Origin of the sequence: Oscillatoria sp. CS-180 (assembly GCF_028330965.1) — a bacterium.
Classification (GTDB): Bacteria; Cyanobacteriota; Cyanobacteriia; order Phormidesmidales; family Phormidesmidaceae; genus Halomicronema.
Window position 1 is genome coordinate 97482 of record NZ_JAQMUB010000021.1, and the last position, 20962, is coordinate 118443.

A 20962-nucleotide genomic window follows, 5' to 3' on the forward strand; every position below is an offset into this window, starting at 1 on the left:
AAGACAGCCTTCGATAGTCTATGGTTTCCACTCAATTACCTCAATCGCCTGAAGTTCTTCCGCCAAGGCTGAACCAAGGACTGATCGCCAAGAATCGGTACTGGTACTGGCGCGGCTGGAGAATCCGCTATCAAGTCTTTCCAGCAACGGCGGAGGCGGCTACAGGTCTGCCGTTGCTGTTGCTGCATGGTTTTGGGGCAAGCCTGGAACAGTGGCGCGACAATATTGCTGCTCTTTCCCAGCAGCACACGGTGTATGCAGTGGATCTTCTAGGTTTTGGTGATTCTCAAAAGGCGGTCACCGTATTCAACACCGACCTTTGGAGTGCTCAAGTCTATGACTTTTGGAAAGCTTGGATTGGTCAGCCTACTATATTAATGGGTCATTCCTTGGGGGCGTTAGTGGCATTGAACAATGCTGTGAACTACCCAGAGATGGCTCATCGGCTAATAATGCTGACTTTGCCTGCGGCGCGTGAGGAGTTACTGTCTGGCTGGGTGGAATCCTCGTCTCGAATGGCCGAGCAGTTTTTCTCGACGCCACTATTAATTCGACCCATCTTTGAAATCTTTCGTAGACCAGGAATAATCCGTCGGGTGCTGACGAGCATTTATCAGCGGAAAGAGCGCGTTGACGATATTCTCATTCGTCAGTTTGTTCAGCCTACTGAAGAGCGTGGAGCGGCGAGAACGCTCTGTTATTTGGTGCGATCGCGCACTGATCTACAGTTCACCCCCCGGACGAAGCAGCTGATTCCTCAACTCACCGTACCGACCTTATTGCTGTGGGGAGAAGCTGACAAGGTCATTCCCCTCTCTTGGGGTGAACAGGTTGCACCGCTTAGTCCCTTGGTGACATTCAACATTATTCCTAATGTGGGGCACTGCCTCTATGACGACGAACCTGAGCTGATCAATCAGCGAATATTGGACTGGCTAGAGGAACAGTTCAGTGTCTAGTAGAGGCATCTACGTCAATGCGACTCAGCAGCCATGAACCCAGCATTCACATGACTCATCATGCCTCTGCGATCACAACAGCCCGTTAGTCTTACCTCATCCACTAAACCGTTCGACTTCAGCAAGGGCTGCCTGTAAAACGTCAGCGCCCGCACCGGGACGGCAGGACTTTTCGGTGATGAGACGTCGCCAGTGGCGGCTACCAGGCTGACCGTGAAAGAGCATCAGCATGTGGCGAGTAATGCTGTTGAGTTTGAGTCCTCGCTGTGTCCAGGCTTCGACGTAGGGCAGCATAGCGTGAACGACTTGCGATCTCGTTCTCTCCTCTGCTATTTCCCCAAAAAATTGTTGGTCTACCCCAGCGAACAGATACGGCGTGTCATAAGCGGCGCGGCCAATCATGACTGCATCGACTGACTGGAGGTGCGTTTGCGATTGCTCCAGCGTTTTAATGCCACCATTAATTTCAATCCACAGCTGGGGAAACGCTTGCTTAAGACGATATACGTCCTCGTAGCGTAACGGAGGAACGTCGCGATTTTCTTTGGGGCTAAGGCCCTTTAGCCAAGCTTTGCGAGCATGCACGGTGAATCGCTGACAGCCCGTCGTAGCCACTGTTTGAACAAAGTCAGCCATATGGTCATAACTATCGACATCGTCGACACCGATGCGATGTTTGACGCTGACTGGAATGCTCGTCGCGCCCGTCATAGCTGCAATGCACTCGGCCACTAGTGCTGGCTGAGTCATTAGGCAGGCTCCAAAATTACCGCTCTGCACGCGATCGCTAGGACACCCCACGTTCAAATTGACTTCATCGTAGCCGTAGTCTTCAGCAATGCGAGCACACATCGCTAGTCGTTTGGGATCGTCACCACCGACTTGCAGCACCAGCGGTTTTTCTTCAGGGGAGAAGCCCAAGAGGTGGTCGCGATCGCCATGCAAGATGGCCTGTGAGGTGACCATTTCGGTGTAGAGCAGTGTTCGCGTTGTCATCTGCCGCATGAAATAGCGATAGTGACGATCAGTGCGATCCATCATCGGGGCAATGCTGATGGGATAGCCCGTGATAGGAGTCTTTTTGACAGACTGTGGATAGACAGCGGAAACGGTCATAGCGCCAGCAAAAACGGTCTTCTAACCCTAGCTTAAAGCGCAAACCCTATTGTGCAGTGCTTTCAATCTCGCCCGCTCGTTTGAACGGCTGCTTCATTACAGCCAAAACGTCAGCGCAACGAGACTAAACACCAATAAAATGATGCCGGAAAGTCGATTGAGCCAACGCATGTGGGTGGGTTTGATGCGATCGCGAAATAGGCTAACCGCACCACTCAGAAATAGCCACCACAGGGCGGACCCCAGAAACACGCCTAGCACCAACACCCCTGAGGTCCAATAGTCTTGTCCTGATTCAATGATGCCGATTCCGGCAAAAATGGCGGCAAAGGACAAAATAGTCGCGGGATTGGTCAAGGTCAGTGCCAGGGTAGAACCGTAGGCCGTCAGGAGCGATCGCGGCACCGCCGACTTTTCGCCGACAACGGCAAGCTCGGCCCCCTGTCCGTCAACTGCTGTAGAGGAGATCTCTAAGGAGGGCTTGGTCAGAAACGTTTTGATGCCTAAATAGCCCAGAAAAAGCCCCCCCACGATTCGCAGCCCCATGGACTGGTTAGTGAGAAAATCTGCGATCGCGGTCAGTCCAAATCCGGCAATACAGCCATAGAAGCCGTCTGCGGTTGCTGCGCCCAGGCCAGATACCAGCCCGATCCAGCGTCCCAGTGCTAGCGTGCGCCGGACGCAGAGAATGCCGATGGGGCCGACGGGGGCTGCGATCGAGAGGCCGAGGATGAGTCCTTCGAGGAGGGTGGAAAGCATGGGAGGGAGTGGGGATTTCTGTTAGCGATCGCTGTCTTGGATGGGCAGAGCGATCGTTTCTTTCACGGTTGAGAGGACGATGATGGTTCGGGTTTTCAGAACTCCAGAAACCTGTTTCAGGCCATTTGTGATTAAGTGCTCTAGCCCTTGAGTGCCTCGACAGCGAACTTTCAGAAGATAATCATCATCTCCTGTGACGTGGTGGCATTCCTGAATTTCTGGCAGAGCGTGAATTTGGGTCAGAAAACCGTCGCGATCGCGGGGATGCTCCAACGTCACTGCGACAAAGGCCGTCAGGTCATATCCCAGGCTTTGAGGATTAACTCGGGTCCAATAGCCTTGGATGACGCCGCGCTCCTCAAGCTTGCGAACACGATCAGCGGCAGCGGGGGCAGAGAGGCCAAGTTGGGCGGCTAGCTCAGCCCAAGTCATCCGGGCTTGTTGCATGAGATGCTTCACTACTTTTGAATCCAAAGCATCTAAGCTCATAGTCTTTGCTTTATAAGGTGAAAACTTGTAGAAACAAAGATAACATAAACAACTCGGATTAGCCTCGTTTAATTAGGTGCAAGCTGATATGTGCCTTTTTTTAGTAAGATTTGAGCGTAATAACCTTTGAAACAAAAGAGGCGACCTCGACTGGTGGCACGTGGGCGTCAAAGAGCGGCGAGATTTTCTCGAAACATTAAGATAGAACGGGTCTCTCTTTTGAATGGCGATCGCTTATTCCACAATAGATTTCAAGCTTTTACACTTTGCAAACTTCTTTTGCATTGGTTGAAACTATCAGCAATTTTCTTATCCATACCTATGGCTTATTACTGGTTCAAAGCGTTTCATATTATTGGCGTTGTCGTTTGGTTCGCAGGATTGTTCTACCTGGTGCGCCTTTTCATCTACCATGTTGAGGCTGAGGCTGAGCCTGAACCTGCTGCCAGCATTCTTAAGAGCCAATACGAGATCATGGAAAAGCGGCTCTATCGCATCATCACAACTCCGGGAATGATTGTGACGGTGGCGATGGCAATTGGCTTGTTGGTGACTAATCCTGATTGGCTGAAGCAGGGATGGATGCACGCTAAGCTCGGTTTTGTTGCCCTGTTGCTGGGCTATCACCACTATTGCGGTCGCCTAATGAAACAGCTGTGGCGAGGGGACTGTAAATGGAATAGCAAGCAGCTGCGGGCTTTGAACGAAGCACCAACGCTTTTGCTCGTCGTTATCGTAATGCTTGTTATTTTCAAGAACAACTTGCCGACCGATGCGACGACCTGGCTGATTGCCGGTTTAACCCTAGTCATGGCAGTAACCATTCAGCTGTATGCCCGCAAGCGACGTCTGGACAAGGAGCGTCAACAGCTTGAAGCCGGGACTGAACAATCCGCTGAAATACCTGAACCTGCTCAGGGTTAAGGCCGTGTTGAGCAAGGACTAACTAGTACACTACGGCAGAAATAAGCTCAACCTGTAAAACGCTCGGAAAGCTTATCTGCCCTAGTTTTGTAGAGCTTTGCTCTTCTCGCAGAGTATTTTGAATTTCGCGTAGCGGTACTAGCCGGAGTTGACTATAAAGCGGTTGACTCCGGCTGATTATGTTCCTTGGTAAATCGGCAGCTTGACTCGAAAATGAGTTCCCACATCAGGCTGGCTCTCTACGCTGATATCGCCACCGCAATACAGCAGTAGCTGCTGAACGATCGATAGTCCCAACCCTGCTCCCTCTTCGTCTGGGTTGGTCTGCCGGCCTCGATAAAAATGTTCGAAGATATGCGACAGTTCATTTTGGGGAATGCCCATGCCCGTATCCCTAACATTGACGACCAGAGCATCTTCCTCTTCATCTTGAGCGGTGACCCAAACTTCACCACCAGAGTCGGTGTAACGAATACTATTGCTTAGCAAGTGGATGACGATTTGTCGTACCCAGTTTTCTGGACAGCCGACGGCTGGCAATGTGTTAGGGACAGTGTAGGCGAGGCGGATTCCCTTTTCCTGAGCGATCGGCTGATAGATACTGACGATGCCCGGCAGGATGTCGAAGAGTTTGACGGGTTCTGGTTTGGCCGTCATGAGACTTCTTTCGATTTGCAACAGTTCCAAAACACCGTTGATGAGATTAATTTGACGTTCGCATTCTCGCCCGATCATATCCAAGTAACGCTGTCGCTGAGGAGGTTTGAGGTTAGGTGAGGAAAGCAGGGGCAAGGCTGTTTTAATCGTCGATAATGGTGTGCGCAACTCTTGTCCGACTGTGTTCAGAAAGTCGTCTTTTAGGCGCAGGGTGTTGAGTAGGGCTTCGTTTTGGGAGGACAAGCTAGAAGCTGTCATGGCCTGCCGACGGTAGGCTCTAGCCTTTTGCTGAAGCTGATCTTGAAAGCTGCCCTCCTGCAGAAATATGGCATCTAGTAAGGCCGGAGAACAGTAATCTGGGATTTGCATATCGGTTTCCCAATTGGCGATCGCCGCTTCGACGTCGGGCTGCTCGGCATGTTCTTCTAGACTCGCCTGAAACAGCTGCTGGATCTCATTAACCTTTCGTTGCAGCAAAGGCTTTTGCACAGAAATGCTGTAGTTCACCTTGGGTAGACTTTCCGGACTTTCCGTCTCTGAATCCTCGGATGAAGACGCTGGCTGCTCGATAGACACAACATCTTCCCGTTGCCCCAGCACCATCAGCCCTACTGTTTCTGCAATGACTACCAAAAAATATTCGCCCTGCATAGCGTGGGTATTGGGAATGATGACTGACTTAAACTCAGCCTGAGTTGCTGATGATGGCCGCTTGAAAAGATAAATCTCAGGACAAGGGTTAACAGCTTGACTATAGTTCTTCAAATCATTCAGCCAGCTATTACCTTGTGGAAGCTTTGCAAAAATAGTTGCTCGAATCCGTAATTGCACTAGGGCATTTAAGACGGTTTCGAGCTGTCTTTTGAAACTTCTAGGGGATATCTGAATGGGCTTTAAGAGCGTAGTCGAGTGCTGTTCAATTCTATGCGTCATAACAGCAACAGCCTGTGACAAGTGTGCTTGGTAAAATTTGAAACCCAGCGTCTGCGGAAGAACGAATGGGCTATTTGCAAACTTTGAGAGTGTTCTCAGATTATATTGCTTACACTCTATCGAATACCATAATCCCCTAACCATCCGTCTGTTTCGCCTTAACTACTGTTTATCTAGTTCAACTACAACTGCGGAGTATACTTTTCCAGAAATCCGAATGGATATGTGATCGAATAACTTTCTTTTCAACAGCAAAGCTCTCGTTAATTGTTCGATATTGCGCTGAAAATCTGATCAAGCACACATTTCGGCATCGAGATATCCGGATAAGAGTAACAATTTTTCTCTAACTTAGAGATCTTCCAATTCAGGGATTGACCGAGATTTTTTCTGCAAAAGTTTATTGCGGCTTTTAGCGTCAACTTTAGAGTTGGTAGAACAAAAAGTCTAGATTGATGTATTCTCTAAGCCTTGACATCTAAATATTACCTTTTGAGAGCAAAGCAAGCATTTTATGTCGCTTATTACTAATTTAGTCGAGGTCCATCGGTTTGACGAGGCTGTTTGGTTTTATCAATGCTGTGGGACGAATCATTGAAACTGTGAAAGATAATCCGTAGAAGACACAGATAACCGATGACAACAGCTAAGGTGCGCACAATAATTGACGCTAACTTTTGTAAAAAGGTTTTCTTAGTAGCACTTTTTTCTCTCTTGATACCGTGTTGTGTTTTTTTGATTTCGCATCAGGCTTGGCTAAAGTATTGGGTGGCGCGCTCCCCTGATCATTTTCAGTATTGGGATACCAGTATTTATGCTCAGCTCTCGCTGATACCTTCTTGTACCGCTTTTTATCCCCTCTGGCCTCAGTTAATTCAAACTGCGGGAATGGCTCAGAATTTGACGCAGGCTATTCGGCTTGCCAATCTCTTCTCTGAGGTGATTTTTCTTGTCACCTTGCCAATTATCCTCTTTGTTTTTGAACAAATTTTGCGAAATAAGAGAATAGCTTTTCTATGTTTTTTTCTATATGCTCTAGGCCCGAATTCAATTTTTTACAGCATTGGTTATACAGAAAGCGTGTTTAGCTTGTTCAGCATTTTGTTTCTAAGTGTGGTTTGTCAGTTAGATGCTGCACACTCAAAATCAAATGCTAAAGCCTTTTTGGGCTACAGTATCTTGTTTGTCTTAACGGTGCTGCTGAACTTGACACGGCCTAGTTTAATTCAATCTCTGTTTGCGATCGCCTTCACCTTAGTAACCTTATTCTGTCTTCAATATCTGACCGTTAATTCCTCCAGTGGCTATGGGATTAAAGTTAATAAGTTGCCCAAAAGAGCACTGGCTCTGGCTGTCACTATCGGCGCTGGTAGCATCACAGGCTATAGCATTTATGGCTTCTATTGCTGGCGGACGACGGACTCTTTTTTTAGACCTTTTCAAGCCCAAATTGACTGGGGCAGGACATTAGCCTTTCGTCCCTGGCTCCTATTGTTTCCGCGATCGCTCCTGATAGATTTACATGGCCTCTATTTGCCCGCCTTATTGTGTCTAGGATTGGTCTATTTGCTCTATGCCTCAACGCAAAAGGCCAGCGCGCTCAAACTAGGGTTGCCTAAACAGCCTTGGCTATATCTCCTACTTGCTCATCCTTTGGTTTTTATAGGTATTTTGTTGGGCCTCAAGCGTTTTGCCAGGAATTGGGTGAAAACAGTTGCAACTGTGCCCAAACAACAATGGATAGACTATTTAGGACAGTTTCCCATTCTCTATGCGATCGCTTTTTCTAGCGTGCATTCTCTCATCAATTTTCTGGCGAATTCTGGGCACCTCTACAGCACGTCCCGACACTTTTTTGCAGCACCCTATGCCTTTATCGGTTTGGGGGCGATTTTGAGTATTGTGTCCATACCGCAACTGAATCGCCTAATGGGGATGGTGAGGATAGTCGGGATGGGTCTCCTCGTTCAACAATGGTTCAGTTATGCAGCTGATGGTTGGCTAGGATAAAGAGCGTTTTGGCCATCTCCAGCTAGTACACTGCGGCAGAAATAGGCTCACCATTCAAAACACTGAGAAAGCTTATCTGCCTTAGTTTTGAATTTTGTAGGGCTTTGCCCTTCCCGGAGGGTATTTTGAATTCCGCGTAGCGGTACTAGCAATCTATCAAGTTTGAATTTGTAGGTGAGAATAATGCTGTGGGGACAGCCCTGCTTATCGGGCTTCGCTTACCCGCTGTAGGGAAAGAACATCAGTCATCTTGCGGAGCTGAGTGAAGGTCTGGTCTAGATGAGCATGGTTACGGACATCCAAACCTAGCTCGATTTCGGCAGTTTGTCCGGGAAAGGTTTTCACTTGAGCTTTGTGAACATTGATATCCAGATCGGAGAGGTGGCTCAGAATGTCTTTGAGCACACCAACCCGATCAATAACCTGAATCCGAACCTGGACAGGATAGGTGGGTGAGCGCTTAGCTGTTGTTTCGCCGGAGTTCCAACTGACTGGAATCAGGCGATCGCCCGGTACTCGCTCGACGTTTTGACAGCCGTGACGATGAATAGCGATTCCTCGCGATCCCATGGAAACAACCCCGATAATGGCTTCTCCGGGCAAGGGATTGCAGCACCCCGCCATGTAATGTAGTAGACCCTCGATGCCCAGAATTGGAGAGTCAGATTGCCGATTAACGGGACGAGGTGGCTGAGTAATGGCCTCAGCGATCAAAGTTTCCGAATCTTCGTCAGTGGCGGTGGCTTCGATCGGTTGCTGAGCCTTCACAGCTTCCCGCAGGCGGTTGACGACTAAGTTAAGAGTCACTTCGCCGTATCCTAATCCGGCCAGCAAATCTTCGGCACTAGGATAGTTGCATCGTTCTGCAACCGCTTGGGCTGGTTCGGACTTCAGCATGGCATCCAAACCACTCTTGCCCATTTCTTTCTCTAGCATTTCGCGACCGCGAGCGACGTTTTCTTCCCGGTGCGATCGCTTATACCACTGTCGAATACGGTTTCTTGCCCCAGCCGTGACGACATAGTTCAGCCAGTCCAAACTGGGATGGCTACTTTTTTGAGTCAGAATTTCAACGATGTCGCCATTTTCGAGGGGCGTGTCTAGCGGAACGATGCGCCCGTTGACTCGTGCTCCAGAACAATGGTTGCCAACTTCTGTGTGAATGCGATAAGCAAAATCAATGGGAGTGGCCCCCCGAGTTAGAGAAATGACATCTCCGCTGGGAGTGAATACATAAACATCTTCGTCAAAAAGATTGCCCTTGACGTTGTCCATAAACTCTTGGGCATCTTTCAGATCACTCTGCCATTCCAGCAGTTGCCGCAGCCAAGTGAACCGCTCTTCATCGGCCTTCAGCGATGTTATGTTTGAACCTCCCGTTTCCTTATACTTCCAATGGGCAGCAATACCATATTCTGCCACCTGATGCATTTCTAATGTCCGGATTTGGACCTCGATAGGACGACCATAGCTGCCAATAACAACGGTGTGTAATGACTGATAGCGGTTGGGTTTAGGCAGTCCGATGTAGTCCTTAAAGCGACCTGGAATGGGACGGAAAGCGTCGTGCACGATCGCCAATGCTCGATAGCATTCCTCATTAGACTCAACGATCAACCGAATTGCAGCAACGTCATAAATTTCGCTAAAGTCCTTTTGCTGACGCTCCATTTTGCGGTAGATGCCATAGAGATGTTTCGGACGACTGCTCACGTCAAAAACATTAATTCCAGCCTGCTCCATTCGATCTTGCAACACGGCTGCTGCCTGCTTGAGACGAGCCTCTCGATCAGTTCGCTTGCCAGCCACATATTTTTGCATCATCTGATAGGCATCGGGTTCTAGATATTTGAAGGACAAATCCTCCAATTCCCACTTAAAGCGCCCAATGCCCAAACGGTTTGCCAAAGGGGCAAAAATGTCTAGGGTTTCAGCCGCAATACGCCGCTGTTTTTCACTCTTCAAATGCTCCAGCGTTCGCATATTATGGAGGCGATCAGCTAGCTTGACGACGATGACTCGAACATCCTGAGCCATTGCCAAAAACATGCGGCGAAAATTCTCAGCCTGACGTTCTGTTTTGCTATGGAAATTGAACTTGGAAAGCTTCGTTACCCCCTCGACTAAACGACGGACTTCCTCACCAAAATGATTTTCAATTTCTTCTGAAGTAACTTCGGTGTCTTCAACAACGTCGTGCAGAAAGCCTGCCGCTACCATAGCGCTGTCACCACCTAAGTCGCGTAAAAGCCCAGCTACCTCAATGGGATGACAGATGTAGGGTTCTCCCGAGGCCCGTTTTTGTCCCTTATGCAATGCATAAGCAAATTCGAAGGCTCGACACAAAAGCATGCGGCTATCGGGATCAAAACAATTGAAATCTGTGAAGTTGGTCGTGTCGTAGCTATCACCATTGAGATGCCCGTTACTCCCATTTCCATTGTCATTGAGTTCTTTAGGAGCTGCTAAAAGGCACTCTGCTAACCAGTCGGGAACTTGACAATCTGTTGGAAGGGAAACCGTTGAGTTGGGCATGGTCGAAAACCGAAAATGAACGACGCTGTTGCTAGCCATGAGCTAGCTTCGAGAGTCCCTCTATGAAACCGTATTCTGTGATACGAAATAGAGGGCGTTACTTACCAATCCAAACAAGTTCCTAATTGTCGGCGGAACAGGAATTCAGAATGCGGATAAAACCTGCGAAGCACGAAAGCCAGTACCTATCTGGTAGCCTGTTGAGCTACAAAATCAAGTCGAATCTTGGGTACCTATCGGAACACATATCGTAGGAAAATATTCGTAAGCGTTACGGGTTTATCTAATAACTATAAACAAAGTTGGGAACTCTGTTACAAGGTCTTAAGACGATAACATTAGAAAATCTATCAATGGTTCATACATTCAAAGAGATGGTTACGGTTGTGTCTCTGTCCCGCGATTGAAACGTAGCGGCAAGGCAAGAGGTTGAATAGGCTTAACAACTGAGCGATCGCTCCACTAAACCATCGCTCTATCAAACTCAAGAGATAATCATCATATGTCTGATCCCCAGTCTCCAGCAGGGCAAGCAGAAGACCTTCTGGCAGCGTTTATCGCGGCCCTGACCAATCTACAAACAGAAGTTTCCAAGTCAACGCTCGATGGGCGATCGCTACAGCAGCAATTTCTTGCCACGCAGCAGCTCTACCAACAGCAACTTCTGCCGACTTTAGCCCTGTCGCCCTCAGCGGCTGCGCTGGTCGGCTACCAAACTGAGATCAGTCGTGCTCTGCGGCTGCTGGGTATGGACGTGGCGTTTCTCCAATCTGCCAAAAATGCCCTCACGCAACAAAAGCGACAGGTGCAGATGCAAGAGCGTTTGAAGACACTGCTCGATTTTGGGCGAGGTCTGCAAGACGCTTTTATCAGTTCTGAATCCGACTCTAACGGTTCTGACAGTTAAGAGGAGTGGGCTGTCAGAACCGTTAGAATCCAGACTGCGACAAGGATTGGTTTATCCTGCTGTGTTCTGCCTCCTGCCTCTTCCGCGATAGGATAAAAACAGCAAAGCGAATGGTTCTCTTCGAGGCCTAACGCATGGCCCCTTTGCATCCCTTAACTTTGGGGAACGCTGAATCTGGCTGCCTCATATTTGAGGATTAAGGGGCTAAAGCCGGATTTAACTGCGTAAGTCCTGTTTTCTTCTGCAAAATTGCCAATTATGGTTGCTCAACTGAATACATCTTCCACTCAGCTTTCTTGGGATCCTGTGATTCGTGCCCTGGAAGAGGCGATCGGAAAAGATTCGGTCGTGCGTCGGAAGGAAGAATTGCTGGTGTATGAATGTGATGGACTGACTAGTTATCGCCAGCGACCGCCCGTTGTTGTATTGCCTCGAACGACGGAACAGGTATCAGCAGCAATTAAGGTCTGCAACCAGTTCAACGTGCCCTTTGTGCCTAGGGGAGCTGGGACCGGGCTGTCGGGAGGTGCTCTGCCTGTAGAAGACGCGGTCCTGATTGTGACGGCTACTATGCGGCAAATTTTAGACGTGGATTTGGACAATCAGCGGGTCGTTGTTCAGCCTGGGGTGATCAACAACTGGGTCACTCAGGCTGTGAGCGGTGCGGGTTTTTACTATGCCCCCGATCCCTCCAGTCAGAGCGTTTGCTCTGTGGGCGGCAACGTAGCGGAGAATTCCGGCGGCGTCCACTGTTTGAAATATGGCGTTACCACAAATCATGTCCTGGGCGTGACGCTGGTACTCCCCGATGGTGAAATCGTAGAAATCGGCAGTCCAGTAGCGGAGCAACCAGGCTATGACCTGATGGGATTGGTGGTTGGCTCTGAGGGGACGTTGGGCATTGCCACTGAAATCACCCTACGGATTCTCAAATCTCCTGAGTCCATCAATGTTCTTTTGGCTGACTTCACTAGCGTTGAGGCTGCCGGGGCAACCGTATCAGACGTTATTAGTGCGGGCATCATTCCAGCCGGAATGGAGATGATGGACAACTTCAGCCTGAATGCCGTGGAGGATGTAGTTCAAACGGAATGCTATCCCCGTGATGCTGAGGCCATTCTGCTGATCGAAATTGACGGGTTACCTGCGGAGGTGGAGGCGAGTCGAGATCGCATCACTGCGCTTTGCCAAAAGAACGGTGCTCGTAATGTCACCGTTGCGTCGGACGCTACGGAACGACTGAGACTTTGGAAAGGTCGTAAGGCTGCTTTCGCGGCAATGGGCAAGCTGAGTCCCGATTATTATGTGCAGGATGGGGTGATTCCTCGCACTCAGCTGCCTTACGTTCTGCAAGAGATTGAAGCGTTGGGTGAAAAACATGGCTATCGAGTCGCGAATGTTTTCCATGCTGGAGACGGTAATCTACATCCGCTCATCCTCTACAACAATGCCGTTCCGGGGCAGCTGGAAGAAGTGGAAGAACTAGGCGGCGATATCCTCAAGCTCTGTGTCAAGGTGGGCGGCAGCATCTCGGGTGAGCACGGCATCGGCGCTGACAAACGCTGCTACATGCCCGACATGTTTACGGCAACTGATCTGGAAACCATGCAGTGGGTGCGTGCTAGCTGGAATCCCAAAGGTCTCGCTAACCCCACCAAGATTTTTCCCACTCCCCGCACCTGTGGCGAGGCTGCTCGACAGTCTGTTCCCCCCGAAATGAGCAACGTAGAGCGATTTTAAGTGCAGGGTTTTAAGTGCAAGGTTTACGGTCTCGTGACGGTCGCGATCGCCCTCCGACTCCAGACGCAAACATTCTCCGCTGTTCAGTGAACTCTGAAATACGTAGCGGCATGCATTTTAGTCAAGCACACCCCATCACTGCACCTGATATTGAAAATTCAGTTTTGGGCATACAAAAATTTGAAACGGAGTTGATGACATACAACCAGAGATGACCGTATGCGAATATCGCTTTTGAGACAAAACGCCTCTCAGATCTATCGAAGAACTACAAGTTCCTTGAGAAGATTACCTGATTTCCTCGTGATTGGTGTTGTCAAAGGCGGCACAACCTCATTGTATAAATACCTGATTCAACATCCTCAAATTATCAGTTCGCTTAAGAAAGAAGTTCACTACTTCAATCATGAAAACTACAAAAGTCGAAATGTAGGGTGGTATCGCACACACTTTCCATTGAAGAATTTCATTGCGCCTAGCCGTATATTGACGGGTGAGGCCAGTCCGTCCTATTTTCACAATCCAGAAGGACCTGATCGTGTCCATGCCCTTTTACCTGACACCAAGCTTGTCCTCCTGCTCAGAAATCCCATTGATCGTGCCTATTCTCACTACTCGATGAACCGGAAAAATCGGAGAAAGCGAGGACTGGAGGAACCGCCCAGCTTTGCTGAGATAGTTAGACGAGAGATGGCGATTTTAAGAGAAAAGCGGCCTCCTACGCCGACGGTTGATCATCTCAACCCGTTAGGCTGCTGCTACGTTTCATCTGGCATATATGTATACTCTTTACAGAATTGGCTGCAGCAATTTGACTTGGAGAATGTGTTGATATTGCACAGCCAAGACTTATTTGATACTCCCGAAAAAGTGACCAATCAGGTGTATCGCTTTCTCAATCTCCCTCAATATTCAGGCACCTATGATGTCTTCAATGCCGGGAGCTATGCCAAGATTGATCTGACATTACAAGAAGAGCTATTTGAGTTCTTTAAACCTTACAACGAACGGCTATTTGAGTATTGCGGACGAGATTTTGGCTGGAACAAGCAATCATCATAACGACGTGCAAGTGAAACGAGTGCACTCTGTTCCCTGTCACCTGCTCCCTATTCCCTTTGGAATGTCCTTAAATATATGGGCAAGGCTATAAGTCCGTCCCGCTGAGCGACTGACAAAAGGTCCTCTTGGTCAGGGAGTATATCACAGCGGAAGTGAGATACTGAGGCATCGACCCGGAACAAGCCAGCATCCCCATGACAGATATCCGCTCCAATATCCCATCCTGCGCATGGCAGCACCCCATCGGTCAAGATTGGGATGAGTACTATGTTGTCCGCTATGCCAGCAATCTGGATGACGGTCCGGCTCATGGTGCGCCGCTAGGTGGCTTTGGTGCAGGCTGTCTGGGCCGATCGCCCCACGGCAACTTCAACCTCTGGCACATCGACGGCGGCGAGCACATTTTTCAACCATTTCCTGGCTGCCAGTTCAGCATTTTTGAGGACAACGGCGATCGCATCCAAACCTACGCCCTAAGCACCCAAGTCCCCCCCGACAATACCCTAGACCGCTGGAACTGGTATCCCCAAAATTCAAACTCCACTTACCACGCCCTCTATCCTCGCAGCTGGTACGTCTATGAAAACGTCTTTAGCGCTAACCTAGTCTGCGAGCAACTTTCACCTATCTGGTCACACAACTATCAAGAGGCCAGCTATCCTGTCGCAGTCTTTTTGTGGACAGCCCATAACCCTACGGACCAGCCGATTACGCTAAGCATTTTATTGAGTTGGCAAAACATGGTGGGTTGGTTTACCAATACGGAAAAGTCGCCTGAAGTGCTTCAGCGGGATGATGGTAGCCCTTACTATGACTACGTTCCGGCCATTGGACAGAGCGAGGGCAACCGCAATCACTTTGTCCAAACAGGGCGGGCTGTTGGCTGCGTGATGGACGGGACATGGTCTCAGGCCGGTCGATCGCCCCAGGAAGGTGACGGCACTTGGGCGATCGCCACCCTATCTCAACCCAACACAGAACTTTTCTTCCATACCTGTTGGAATCCAGTAGGCGACGGCGACGATCTGTGGAAGACCTTCGCCACTGATGGTTCTCTGGCCAATATGTCATCGGGTCGGCCTGCTGCAAGGGGAGAGCAGGTAGGCTGTGCGATCGCGCTCCGCTTTACGCTTCAACCTAGGGAAACTCGACAGCTGCCGATGACCCTGGCCTGGGATTTGCCCGTCACCGAGTATGCCGCAGGCATTGCCGAATATCGTCGATATACGGACTTTTTTGGACGGGAGGGCTGTCATGCTTGGGCGATCGCCAAAATTGCGCTGGAAAACTATGACCAGTGGCGACAGCAGGTTATTGACTGGCAACAGCCGATTCTAGATAAGTCCAACCTGCCGGACTGGTTCAAGATGGCGTTGTTCAACGAACTGTATGATTTGACCAGCGGCGGCACCCTGTGGACAGCGGCAACGGATGCCGATCCGGTGGGGCAGTTTGCCGTGCTGGAGTGTGTTGACTATCGCTGGTACGAAAGCCTAGATGTGCGGCTCTATGGTGGATTTGCCACGCTGCTGCTGTGGCCGGAGCTAGAAAAGGCCGTTATTCGAGCGTTTGCCAGAGCCATTCCGACGGCGGACGATCGCACCCGCATCATTGGCTATTACTACACCGTGGGGCAAGAGAATCACTATGCCCCACGCAAGCTGAAGGGTGCCACGCCCCATGATTTAGGTGCCCCTAACGAGCAGCCTTTTGGGCAAACCAACTACACCAGCTATCAGGACTGCAATCAGTGGAAAGACCTGCCCAGCGATTTTGTGATTCAGGTCTATCGGGCGTACAAGCTGACAGGGGAGCGAGATGTTGACTTTTTGGCCGACTGCTGGCCTGCGGTGACGGAGACGCTGAAGTATCTCAAGCGCTTTGATACCGACGGGGACGGCATTCCTGAGAATAGTGGTGCTCCAGACCAAACGTTTGATGACTGGCAGCTCAAGGGCGTCAGTGCGTATTGTGGTGGCTTGTGGATGGCAGCGCTAGAGAGTGCGATCGCGATCGCGAACGTCCTTATCAAGACAGACTGTGCTCCTGGCAATACGCCCATCCTGCTGCCCCAATATCAGCGCTGGCTGGAGCAGAGCCGCAACCGCTATCACAAAAAACTGTGGAACGGTCGCTACTATCGGCTGGAGACGGGCCGTGATTCTGATGTGGTGATGGCAGATCAGCTGTGTGGGCAGTTCTGTGCGCGACTCATGGGTCTACCAGATTTAGTGGAAGAGGAGTCTGTGCGATCGGCGCTGGATGCGATCTATGATGCCTGCTTTGTGAAGTTCAACGAATACGCTGCCACCCAGGCCAAACCCCAGGAGCAGAAGTTTATCGGTTCCCAGACAGGACAGTTCCGGTCGGCGCAACCAGGAATTGCGATCGGGGCGGCCAACGGCGTTCTCCCCGATGGCTCACCGGAAGACCCTGACGGCACTCACCAGCTTGAAGTTTGGACGGGCATTAATTTTGGCCTAGCTGCCTTCTTCGCTCAAATGGGCAAAACCGATGAAGCCTTCACCATCACCGAAGCTGTCGTCCGTCAAATCTACACTTATGGTCTTCAGTTCCGCACCCCCGAAGCCATCACCGCCCTGGGCACCTTCCGTGCCTGCCACTACCTCCGCCCCCTCGCCATTTGGGGACTCTATGGCGTTCTGTTCGAGTGGCAATAGGCTTATGGCCCTGTGCAGCTTAGTTAAATACATTTCAGTAGACCTATCGCAAGACGGTTCTCGTGAAAAGTTATAATCGTTTCACATTGCCTAAGATGCTAAATACCGATGAGTCAGCAGCTAACTTTAGAGATCAGTGATGAAGTCTATGCGGACCTGCAACGCCAGGCCAATGCAGTCGGAATATCTATAGCAGAGTGGATCGTGACTGTTCTTAGCGGAAAGGATGTAATTCTTGAGAGCACAACACTATCTTCAGGGCAACAAGAAGAAGCACGGCAAAAATTCAAAAGCTACGCAGGTGCAATTAGCCTAGGACAGGCAACGGGTTCTGATAATCAAAAGATTGATGCTGATCTCGCAAAAGCTTATGCCGATGAATATTGAGAGTGAAGTGGATTTGTGCTTCTAGATACATCAGGCTTGTTGTGCTATATCCATCGAGACGAGCCACAGCATCAGAAGGCAGTGCAATTGATGAGTGGTGACGGTAATAGACTCTTGACACATAGCCATGTATTGTCTGAACTGATTGCTCTGGCGCTGGTCCGCCGATTTCCCAGGACTAAAGTCTTAGAATTTGTGGTTGATTTGGTTGATAATCCAGACATTGAAACAGTCTGGGTTGATGAATCACTCCACCGAAAAGCGATGCAGCTTTTGACTGCCCGACAGGACAAGACCTATTCATTGTGTGATGCAGTCAGCTTTATTCTGATGCACCAGCGCGGCATGAACAATGCACTAACCACAGATCGTCACTTTGAGCAGGAGGGTTTCATCAGGTTGTTGCCGCCAACCCGCTAAAATCCGAGAATCAATATTTCAATGGGCCAGCCCAACTACTTCGCAGCAACTCGTCAATTTCTAACAGCTCAAACGGTTAGCTGGTTAGACCCGCGACTTATTTTCTGGTACAGCCTGAGCCTGTTGCTGACAGGCTATTACGCATGGCTAGTGCTGCAAAGTGCATTTAGTGCTTCCTACATTGTGCAGGATGATGCTCGCCAGCATGTGTTTTGGATGCTGCGCTTTGTTGATCCAGCCCTCTTTCCCAACGACTTCATGGCGGACTATTTTCAGTCGGTGGCGCCTGCTGGCTATACGGCTCTTTATCGAGGGGCAGCGGCGTTGGGCATTCATCCTCTGTTCTTCAACAAGATCTTGCCGCCTCTGTTGGGACTGTTGACAACGCACTACTGCTTTCGGCTGTCGCTATTGGTATTGCCTCTGCCGGCGGCGGCGTTTGGCAGCACAGTGTTGCTCAACCAAACAATTTGGATGAAAGATGATGTGGTGTCGGGGACGCCACGGGCTTTTGTCTATGTGCTACTGCTAGCGTTTCTGGTGTACTTCGCCCAGCGATCGCTCTGGCCCTGTCTCGCAACCCTGATACTGCAACCCTTGTTTTATCCTCACTGTGCATTACTGTCGATGGGCGTGCTGACGCTGAGTTTGATCACGCTTCAATCAGGACGCATTCAGGTTTGTCGAGATGTAAAAACCCTGCGACTGGCAGGCATTGGGCTGGTGGTTTTGTTTGGCTTACTCATTCCTTATGCAGTAGTGGACTCTCCTTTTGGCCCCTTAGTGTCAGCAGCGGAAGCTCGCACGATGCCGGAGTTTTGGCCAGGGGGGCGCACGCCGTATTTCAACGACAATCCTCTAATATTTTGGTTGAGCGATCGCCCCGGGATTCTCCCCACCCCAATTCTGACGCCGCCAACCCTCGCCTTTGGTCTGCTATTACCCCTGTTCTGGAAGCGAGATGCGACCTTTCCCTGGATCGCGTTTGTTCGGGCTAACTCAGGAATTCTTAGGAATCTGACTATTGCCTCGCTGGGGCTTTACGCACTGGCCCACCTCTTTCTGTTTCGTCTGCATCTACCTAGTCGCTTCACTCACCACAGCCTGCGAGTGATCTTTGCGCTGTGTGCCAGTATTGTGCTGTTGCTGCTAATTGACGACTGTTTGCGGATTGCCGAGGCTGCTGCCCATTCCCTTCGTGGCAAAGTACAGGCTGCCTGCTGCGTGATGATGGCTACGCTGCTGGTGTTTGTGGTGTTGGGCTACTCGGAGACAACAAGCAGCTTTCCCACAACGGTTAACAAGCAGGGCAAGCTACCGGACCTCTATGCCTATTTGCGAACAACGCCTAAAGATACGGTTATTGCCGGAACTACTGGGGAAATGAGTAACTTGCAAGTGTTTGCTCAGCGATCGCCCCTCATTTCACCCGAGCTGGGACTACCCTATCATCAAGGCTATTATCAAGAATTTCGCCAGCGCACCCTCGATTTAATTGAGGCCCAGTACAGTCAGGATGTCGCGATCGTGCAGGCGTTTATTCAAAAGTACGGCGTGGACTATTGGCTGATTGAGAGCCGCGATTTTGTCACCGATGATTTGAGCCATTACAGTTGGTTCACTCAGTATCAGCCGGAAGCGGAAACTGCGATCCAGCATCTGAAAGCGGAAGAGAACCCGATTGTTCTACGCCAAGGAAAGCAGGTGTGTACAGTGCTACGAACGTCACCTGATGATGCCGATCTCTCAACCACAACGTCCTCAGAGCTGCCACCGGAATACTGGCTCATTGATGCGGAGTGTGTGCGATCGCTGCCCTCTAATACATTATGATGCCCCTGCATCAGCCTATCCTTTGTTACGGAATAGCTGTGCCTAAAAATGTAGGCATCATCAATACCGAAACTTAAACGGGGTGACCTATGCACAAGTATCCTCAACTTCAAATTGGCGATGGAATTCAGATTCCTGAATTGATGAGCGACGTAGAAGTCCTACAGCGATGGTTGAAGGCATGGGGCGTGCTGCCTGCCGATTCAAAAGTGGATGGTCGCTTTGGGCCGTTTACGAAAGCGGCGGTAGAGCGATTTCAAACGTTGCGCCCACCTGGACCCAACAGCATTTACGTTCCTGAGGGGTTAGACGTTACTGGCATCGTGAATCAGAATACCTGGGCTGAATTGTTAAAAGTGCCTCCTGGCGAAGTCGAAATTCTGCCGCGTCCTGAAGTTGCAGCCATCCCCAACGTTCCAGGATTCGATATTGATCGCATTGTTCAGAAAGCGGTTCTTGCAAGTCTGAGAGACGTGGCTCAACGCACGGTTCCTCTTATCCTGGCCGAGTGTGCGGCTAATCAGATTTCTGATAGAGGTCAAATTGCCTACATTCTGGCGACAGCAGAGCACGAATCTCATCTGGGCAATTTGATGACAGAAATTGGCGATGAGAGCTACTTCACTCGTTCGTATGATCCTCCTAGCCAGGTTGCCAGAGCTTTGGGAAATACGGAGTTAGGCGATGGTCCCAAGTATCGGGGGCGAGGATTTGTGCAAATTACAGGTCGCAGAAACTATACCGATTGGGGCCAACGGCTCAACATTGATTTGGTAAATCGGCCAGAATTGGCAGTTCAGCCTGCTACAGCCGCCAAGATTTTGGTCATCGGTTCCATTAAAGGAACTTTCACAGGCTTTGCTTTGGGCGAATTTGTTGCCGGGAAGAGCCAAGACTTTGTCAACGCGCGACGAGTCATCAACGGAACCGATAGAGCTGACGATATTGCCAACATTGCTCGGTTTTATTATGAGGCGTTGGTTTAGGTTGGGAGTCTGCTGGAGAGCCAGCCTTTCTTGTCTTCTCATCCGCCCATCCACCTTCTCCCCTCTACTGTTGCTCCAGTCGTCCACTTCCTGTAAATTGACCTCTACGGGGAATGATTCTGGGCGGGGAAAAGAGAAGTTCGCACCTTCTCAAATCCCCTAATCATCCCGAACTTAGCACGGTAAGCCGAGATGACTGGGATCATTGTATTCCGACTGTCTTGTCCTACCACTTCAAAAAGGGATCTAGAGAGTTCCCCGTTTTCCTTGTCGAAAACGGAGATAAACCCGTCATGTTTCAGACCAATAGTGGCGAAGAGACCCCCGTCTCTTCTGCCTTCAGCCTGCCGTCCTTCAATCAAGAGACGGTGCGGCACATTTTGCTGGGCGATTACGCCGCGCTAACCGCCGTGATGAAGCGGCTGGCCGTGCTGGGCTATTGCGACAGAACCGCCTGGAGCGAACCGCTGCCCACCGGGCGCAGCGGCGAATACATCAGCGTCATGACCCGCAAACGCACGATTCCGTAAGCCATGTTTCGTAGGGGCGCGGTCACCGCGCCCC

General features: G+C 50.1%; 17 protein-coding genes. 12 read left to right on the forward strand and 5 right to left on the reverse strand.

The window, feature by feature from the left end; translation table 11 throughout:
- Positions 1–20 precede the first annotated feature (20 nt).
- The gene (locus PN498_RS03620) at positions 21–959 is read left to right on the forward strand and encodes an alpha/beta fold hydrolase (protein WP_272061312.1); all 939 of its coding nucleotides are present in this window, start codon (positions 21–23) and stop codon (positions 957–959) included.
- A gap of 96 nt (positions 960–1055) precedes the next feature.
- On the opposite strand, the gene dusA is transcribed toward PN498_RS03620, so the two are convergent.
- From dusA to PN498_RS03635, 3 genes are all read right to left on the reverse strand, one after another.
- Positions 1056–2075, reverse strand: coding sequence for a tRNA dihydrouridine(20/20a) synthase DusA (gene dusA, locus PN498_RS03625; RefSeq protein ID WP_272061313.1), 1020 nt, complete (start codon positions 2073–2075; stop codon positions 1056–1058).
- A gap of 96 nt (positions 2076–2171) precedes the next feature.
- Positions 2172–2834, reverse strand: coding sequence for a LysE/ArgO family amino acid transporter (locus PN498_RS03630; protein WP_272061314.1), 663 nt, complete (start codon positions 2832–2834; stop codon positions 2172–2174).
- 21 nt (positions 2835–2855) lie between these two features.
- Positions 2856–3323 (reverse strand): Lrp/AsnC family transcriptional regulator, encoded by a 468-nt coding sequence (locus PN498_RS03635; protein WP_272061315.1) that lies wholly within the window; start codon positions 3321–3323, stop codon positions 2856–2858.
- Between the two features lie 321 nt (positions 3324–3644).
- Between PN498_RS03635 and hemJ the strand changes: the two genes are divergently transcribed.
- Positions 3645–4247: a protoporphyrinogen oxidase HemJ gene (gene hemJ / locus PN498_RS03640; protein WP_272061316.1), complete on the forward strand. Its 603-nt coding sequence runs from the start codon at positions 3645–3647 to the stop codon at positions 4245–4247.
- Between the two features lie 177 nt (positions 4248–4424).
- Here hemJ and PN498_RS03645 read toward each other — a convergent pair whose 3' ends face one another.
- Positions 4425–5837: an ATP-binding protein gene (locus PN498_RS03645; RefSeq protein WP_272061317.1), complete on the reverse strand. Its 1413-nt coding sequence runs from the start codon at positions 5835–5837 to the stop codon at positions 4425–4427.
- Between the two features lie 1113 nt (positions 5838–6950).
- Between PN498_RS03645 and PN498_RS03650 the strand changes: the two genes are divergently transcribed.
- Positions 6951–7847 carry a hypothetical protein gene (locus PN498_RS03650; RefSeq protein ID WP_272061318.1) on the forward strand — a complete coding sequence of 299 codons (897 nt, stop codon included), beginning with the start codon at positions 6951–6953 and terminating at the stop codon, positions 7845–7847.
- Between the two features lie 204 nt (positions 7848–8051).
- On the opposite strand, the gene PN498_RS03655 is transcribed toward PN498_RS03650, so the two are convergent.
- Entirely contained in the window at positions 8052–10382 is a 2331-nt protein-coding gene (locus tag PN498_RS03655; protein ID WP_272061319.1) for a RelA/SpoT family protein, read from the reverse strand.
- Positions 10383–10884: 502 nt separating this feature from the next.
- On the opposite strand from PN498_RS03655, the gene patD reads away from it, so the two are divergent.
- From patD to PN498_RS03700, 9 genes are all read left to right on the forward strand, one after another.
- On the forward strand, positions 10885–11289 hold the full coding sequence (gene patD / locus PN498_RS03660; RefSeq protein WP_272061320.1) for a heterocyst frequency control protein PatD: 405 nt from the start codon (positions 10885–10887) through the stop codon (positions 11287–11289).
- 258 nt (positions 11290–11547) lie between these two features.
- On the forward strand, positions 11548–13029 hold the full coding sequence (gene glcD, locus PN498_RS03665; protein WP_272061321.1) for a glycolate oxidase subunit GlcD: 1482 nt from the start codon (positions 11548–11550) through the stop codon (positions 13027–13029).
- Between the two features lie 279 nt (positions 13030–13308).
- Positions 13309–14091, forward strand: a complete 783-nt coding sequence (locus PN498_RS03670; RefSeq protein WP_272061322.1) for a sulfotransferase domain-containing protein — start codon at positions 13309–13311, stop codon at positions 14089–14091.
- A 194-nt stretch (positions 14092–14285) separates the two neighbouring features.
- On the forward strand, positions 14286–16772 hold the full coding sequence (locus PN498_RS03675) for a GH116 family glycosyl hydrolase (protein ID WP_272061323.1): 2487 nt from the start codon (positions 14286–14288) through the stop codon (positions 16770–16772).
- Positions 16773–16880: 108 nt separating this feature from the next.
- Positions 16881–17159, forward strand: coding sequence for a hypothetical protein (locus PN498_RS03680; protein WP_272061324.1), 279 nt, complete (start codon positions 16881–16883; stop codon positions 17157–17159).
- A gap of 15 nt (positions 17160–17174) precedes the next feature.
- Positions 17175–17579, forward strand: coding sequence for a type II toxin-antitoxin system VapC family toxin (locus PN498_RS03685; protein WP_272061325.1), 405 nt, complete (start codon positions 17175–17177; stop codon positions 17577–17579).
- Positions 17580–17600: 21 nt separating this feature from the next.
- Positions 17601–19412, forward strand: coding sequence for a hypothetical protein (locus tag PN498_RS03690; protein WP_272061326.1), 1812 nt, complete (start codon positions 17601–17603; stop codon positions 19410–19412).
- Positions 19413–19501: 89 nt separating this feature from the next.
- The gene (locus PN498_RS03695; protein WP_272061327.1) at positions 19502–20398 is read left to right on the forward strand and encodes a peptidoglycan-binding protein; all 897 of its coding nucleotides are present in this window, start codon (positions 19502–19504) and stop codon (positions 20396–20398) included.
- 293 nt (positions 20399–20691) lie between these two features.
- The gene (locus tag PN498_RS03700) at positions 20692–20928 is read left to right on the forward strand and encodes a hypothetical protein (protein WP_272061328.1); all 237 of its coding nucleotides are present in this window, start codon (positions 20692–20694) and stop codon (positions 20926–20928) included.
- Positions 20929–20962: the final 34 nt, after the last annotated feature.

Excerpts from the sequence above, each read along its gene's own strand:
- dusA (WP_272061313.1), bottom strand. The coding sequence starts at position 2,075 with ATGACCGTTTCCGCTGTCTATCCACAGTCTGTCAAAAAGACTCCTATC.
- PN498_RS03635 (WP_272061315.1), bottom strand. The coding sequence starts at position 3,323 with ATGAGCTTAGATGCTTTGGATTCAAAAGTAGTGAAGCATCTCATGCAA.
- hemJ (WP_272061316.1), top strand. The coding sequence starts at position 3,645 with ATGGCTTATTACTGGTTCAAAGCGTTTCATATTATTGGCGTTGTCGTT.
- PN498_RS03645 (WP_272061317.1), bottom strand. The coding sequence starts at position 5,837 with ATGACGCATAGAATTGAACAGCACTCGACTACGCTCTTAAAGCCCATT.
- PN498_RS03655 (WP_272061319.1), bottom strand. The coding sequence starts at position 10,382 with ATGCCCAACTCAACGGTTTCCCTTCCAACAGATTGTCAAGTTCCCGAC.
- PN498_RS03690 (WP_272061326.1), top strand. The coding sequence starts at position 17,601 with ATGGGCCAGCCCAACTACTTCGCAGCAACTCGTCAATTTCTAACAGCT.
- glcD (WP_272061321.1), top strand. The coding sequence starts at position 11,548 with ATGGTTGCTCAACTGAATACATCTTCCACTCAGCTTTCTTGGGATCCT.
- PN498_RS03630 (WP_272061314.1), bottom strand. The coding sequence starts at position 2,834 with ATGCTTTCCACCCTCCTCGAAGGACTCATCCTCGGCCTCTCGATCGCA.
- PN498_RS03700 (WP_272061328.1), top strand. The coding sequence starts at position 20,692 with ATGTTTCAGACCAATAGTGGCGAAGAGACCCCCGTCTCTTCTGCCTTC.
- PN498_RS03675 (WP_272061323.1), top strand. The coding sequence starts at position 14,286 with ATGACAGATATCCGCTCCAATATCCCATCCTGCGCATGGCAGCACCCC.
- PN498_RS03680 (WP_272061324.1), top strand. The coding sequence starts at position 16,881 with ATGAGTCAGCAGCTAACTTTAGAGATCAGTGATGAAGTCTATGCGGAC.
- patD (WP_272061320.1), top strand. The coding sequence starts at position 10,885 with ATGTCTGATCCCCAGTCTCCAGCAGGGCAAGCAGAAGACCTTCTGGCA.
- PN498_RS03695 (WP_272061327.1), top strand. The coding sequence starts at position 19,502 with ATGCACAAGTATCCTCAACTTCAAATTGGCGATGGAATTCAGATTCCT.
- PN498_RS03620 (WP_272061312.1), top strand. The coding sequence starts at position 21 with ATGGTTTCCACTCAATTACCTCAATCGCCTGAAGTTCTTCCGCCAAGG.